A 3,969-nucleotide genomic window follows, 5' to 3' on the forward strand; every position below is an offset into this window, starting at 1 on the left:
CTGCTCGGCCCGTCCGGCGCGGGCAAGTCGAGCCTGGTCAACGCCCTGGCCGGAGCGGTGGTGATGCCGACACAGGCGATCCGCCGCGTCGACGGCAAGGGCCGGCACACCACCACCTGGCGCGCGCTGGTCCCGGTGCCCGGCGGTGGCGCCGTGCTGGACACCCCGGGCGTACGGGCCGTCGGCCTGCTGGACGGCTCGGCCGGGCTGGACCGGGCGTTCGCCGACATCACCGAGCTCGCCACCGGCTGCCGGTACGGCGACTGCGGGCACGACGGGGAGCCCGGCTGCGCCGTGCGGGAGGCGTTGGAAACCGGTGAGCTCCCCACCCGGCGCTGGGAGAGCTGGCGCCGGTTGCAGCGGGAGGTGGAGTACGAGAGCCGGCGGCGGGAGACACGGCTGGCCGCCGAGCGGCGGGGTGGCTGGCGCTCGGCCCGTCGCCGAGCGGCACGTCCCTGACCGCCCTCCGGGGGTCACGTCCCTGACCGTCTGCGCGTCACGGCCTGACCGTCTTCCCGGGGTCACGGCTCGACCGTGTTCCGCACGTGACGTCCCTGACCGTTCCAGCCGTCGGGTTCCTGACCCGATCCCCGTTGTTGGGGCCCGGACGGGCTGGTCACCGACCTGCCCGTCCGGGCCCGCCCGACCGCGGTGAGCTGGGGGAATGTGCCGGCAAGGGAAAGTGTCGTACCTCGGGGCTAGAGTTGCCGAGGCGTGTTTCCTGCGCCCTCACAACCGCTCGGATCAGCCTGAGAGCGGACAGATCCTCCTCATCTTCTTCACCCGGGAGTACACGGACAGTGGCCGACCGACTGATCATCCGTGGCGCGCGCGAGCACAACCTGCGTGACGTCAGTCTCGACCTGCCCCGGGACGCCCTGATCGTGTTCACCGGGCTCTCCGGGTCGGGCAAGTCGAGCCTGGCCTTCGACACGATCTTCGCGGAGGGGCAGCGGCGCTACGTCGAGTCGCTCTCCTCGTACGCCCGGCAGTTCCTGGGCCAGATGGACAAGCCGGACGTCGACTTCATCGAGGGCCTCAGCCCGGCCGTGTCCATCGACCAGAAGTCCACCTCGCGCAACCCGCGCTCGACGGTGGGCACCATCACCGAGGTCTACGACTACCTCCGGCTGCTCTTCGCCCGCATCGGCGAGCCGCACTGCCCGGTCTGCGGCGAGCGGATCTCCCGGCAGAGCCCGCAGCAGATCGTCGACCGGGTGCTGGCGATGACCGAGGGCACGAAGTTCATGGTCCTGGCCCCGGTGATCCGTGGCCGCAAGGGCGAGTACGTCGACCTCTTCGCCGAGCTCCAGGCCAAGGGCTACGCCCGGGCCCGGGTCGACGGCGTGGTGCACGCGCTGACCGAGCCGCCGAAGCTCAAGAAGCAGGAGAAGCACACCATCGAGGTGGTGATCGACCGGCTCACCGTCAAGGCCAGCGCCAAGCAGCGGCTGACCGACTCCGTCGAGGCCGCCCTCGGCCTCTCCGGCGGGCTGGTGCTGCTCGACTTCGTCGACCTGGCCGAGGACGACCCGGACCGCGAGCGTCGCTACTCCGAGCACCTCGCCTGCCCCAACGACCACCCCCTGGCCATCGAGGACCTCGAACCCCGGGTCTTCTCCTTCAACGCGCCCTACGGCGCCTGCCCGGAGTGCACCGGCCTGGGCACCAAGAAGGAGGTCGACCCGGAGCTGCTCGTCCCCGACCCGGAGCGCACGCTGCGCGAGGGCGCGATCCAGCCCTGGGCCTCCGGGCACAACCTCGAATACTTCCTCCGCCTCCTGGAGGCCCTCGGCGAGGCCGAGCACTTCGACGTCGACACCCCCTGGCGGGCGCTGCCGTCGCGGGCGCAGAAGACGATCCTGCACGGCTCCGACGACCAGGTGCACGTGCGCTACCGCAACAAGTACGGCCGCGAGCGCTCCTACTACACCGGCTTCGAGGGCGTGGTGCAGTGGATCGAGCGCCGGCACTCCGACACCGAGTCGGAGTGGTCGCGGGACAAGTACGAGGGCTACATGCGCGACGTGCCCTGCGCGGCCTGCGGCGGCGCCCGGCTCAAGCCCGAGGTGCTCGCGGTGACCCTCGCCGGCAAGAGCATCGCCGAGGTCTGCAACCTGTCGGTGGGCGAGGCCGCCGACCTGCTCGCCAGCATCGAGCTCACCGACCGGCAGAAGATGATCGCCGAGCGGGTGCTCAAGGAGATCAACGCCCGGCTGAAGTTCCTGCTCGACGTCGGTCTCGACTACCTCTCCCTGGACCGCCCGGCCGGCACCCTCTCCGGCGGCGAGGCGCAGCGCATCCGGCTCGCCACCCAGATCGGCTCCGGCCTGGTCGGCGTGCTCTACGTGCTCGACGAGCCGTCGATCGGCCTGCACCAGCGGGACAACCACCGGTTGATCGAGACCCTGCTGCGGCTGCGCGGCCTGGGCAACACGCTGATCGTGGTGGAGCACGACGAGGACACCATCCGGGTCGCCGACTGGATCGTCGACATCGGCCCGGGCGCGGGCGAGCACGGCGGCGAGATCGTGCACAGCGGCTCCGTGCCGGCGCTGCTGGAGAACCCGAAGTCGGTCACCGGGGCGTACCTCTCCGGCCGCAAGGCGATCCCGACGCCGGCGCGGCGCCGCCCGCAGACCGCGGAACGGGAGCTGGTGGTGCACGGCGCGCGCGAGCACAACCTGCGCAACCTGACCGTCGGCTTCCCGCTGGGCCAGCTCATCGCGGTCACCGGGGTCAGCGGCTCCGGCAAGTCGACGCTGGTCAACGACATCCTCTACGCCGTGCTGGCCAACCAGATCAACGGCGCCCGGCTGGTGCCGGGCCGGCACACCCGGGTCAGCGGCCTGGAGCACGTCGACAAGGTCGTCGGCGTCGACCAGTCGCCGATCGGCCGGACGCCGCGGTCCAACGCGGCTACCTACACCGGGGTCTGGGACCACGTCCGCAAGCTCTTCGCCGAGACCACCGAGGCCAAGGTCCGCGGTTACGGCCCGGGGCGGTTCTCGTTCAACGTCAAGGGCGGTCGCTGCGAGGCGTGCTCCGGCGACGGCACCATCAAGATCGAGATGAACTTCCTGCCCGACGTGTACGTCCCGTGCGAGGTCTGCAAGGGTGCCCGCTACAACCGGGAGACCCTCGAGGTGCACTACAAGGGCAAGACCGTCTCCGACGTGCTGGAGATGCCGATCGAGGAGGCGGCCGAGTTCTTCTCGGCCATCCCGGCCATCCACCGGCACCTCAAGACGCTGGTCGACGTCGGCCTGGGCTACGTCCGGCTCGGGCAGCCCGCCCCGACCCTCTCCGGCGGCGAGGCGCAGCGGGTCAAGCTCGCCTCCGAGTTGCAGAAGCGCTCCACCGGCCGGACGGTCTACGTCCTCGACGAGCCGACCACCGGCCTGCACTTCGAGGACATCCGCAAGCTGCTGATGGTGCTGGAGGGCCTGGTCGACAAGGGCAACACGGTGATCACCATCGAGCACAACCTCGACGTCATCAAGACGGCCGACTGGCTCATCGACATGGGTCCCGAGGGCGGCCACCGGGGCGGCGCGGTGCTCGCCACCGGCACGCCCGAGGAGGTCGCCGAGGTGCCCGAGAGCCACACCGGGCAGTTCCTGCGCCAGGTGCTCAAGCTCGACGGCGAGGCGAAGGGCGCGGCGGCGGCCACCTCCCGGGCGGCCAAGGCCAACGGCACGAAGTCCCGGGCCCGCAAGGTCCCGGCCGCGGCCCGCTGACGCCACGAGCGGCGCTGCCCCCGGGCGGGTCCTCGGGCCCGTCCCGGGCGCCGCGTGGTCGCCGATCGGGTGAACCGTCGGGCACAGTGATCCGTGTACCCGAGTGTGGCCGCGGATCATGACTGGCGGCGGCAGCCGAGAGAGAGGCGAGGCATGAGTGACGATCAGGTGCTGACCGGGCCGGCTGCGCAGACGCGCCGGGCCCTGCTCACCGGCGCGGGCGCGCTCG

The 3,969-nt window shown here is 71.5% G+C and carries 2 protein-coding genes; both read left to right on the forward strand.

Annotation, left to right across the window (positions count from 1 at the left end):
• A partial coding sequence (rsgA, locus tag NCC78_RS28845; protein WP_250798467.1) for a ribosome small subunit-dependent GTPase A occupies positions 1-459 on the forward strand: 459 nt, incomplete at its 5' end.
• A 341-nt stretch (positions 460-800) separates the two neighbouring features.
• On the forward strand, positions 801-3,740 hold the full coding sequence (gene uvrA / locus NCC78_RS28850; RefSeq protein WP_250798469.1) for an excinuclease ABC subunit UvrA: 2,940 nt from the start codon (positions 801-803) through the stop codon (positions 3,738-3,740).
• The last annotated feature ends 229 nt before the right edge of the window (positions 3,741-3,969 follow it).

It is taken from the genome of Micromonospora phytophila (assembly GCF_023656545.1).
GTDB lineage: Bacteria > Actinomycetota > Actinomycetes > Mycobacteriales > Micromonosporaceae > Micromonospora > Micromonospora phytophila.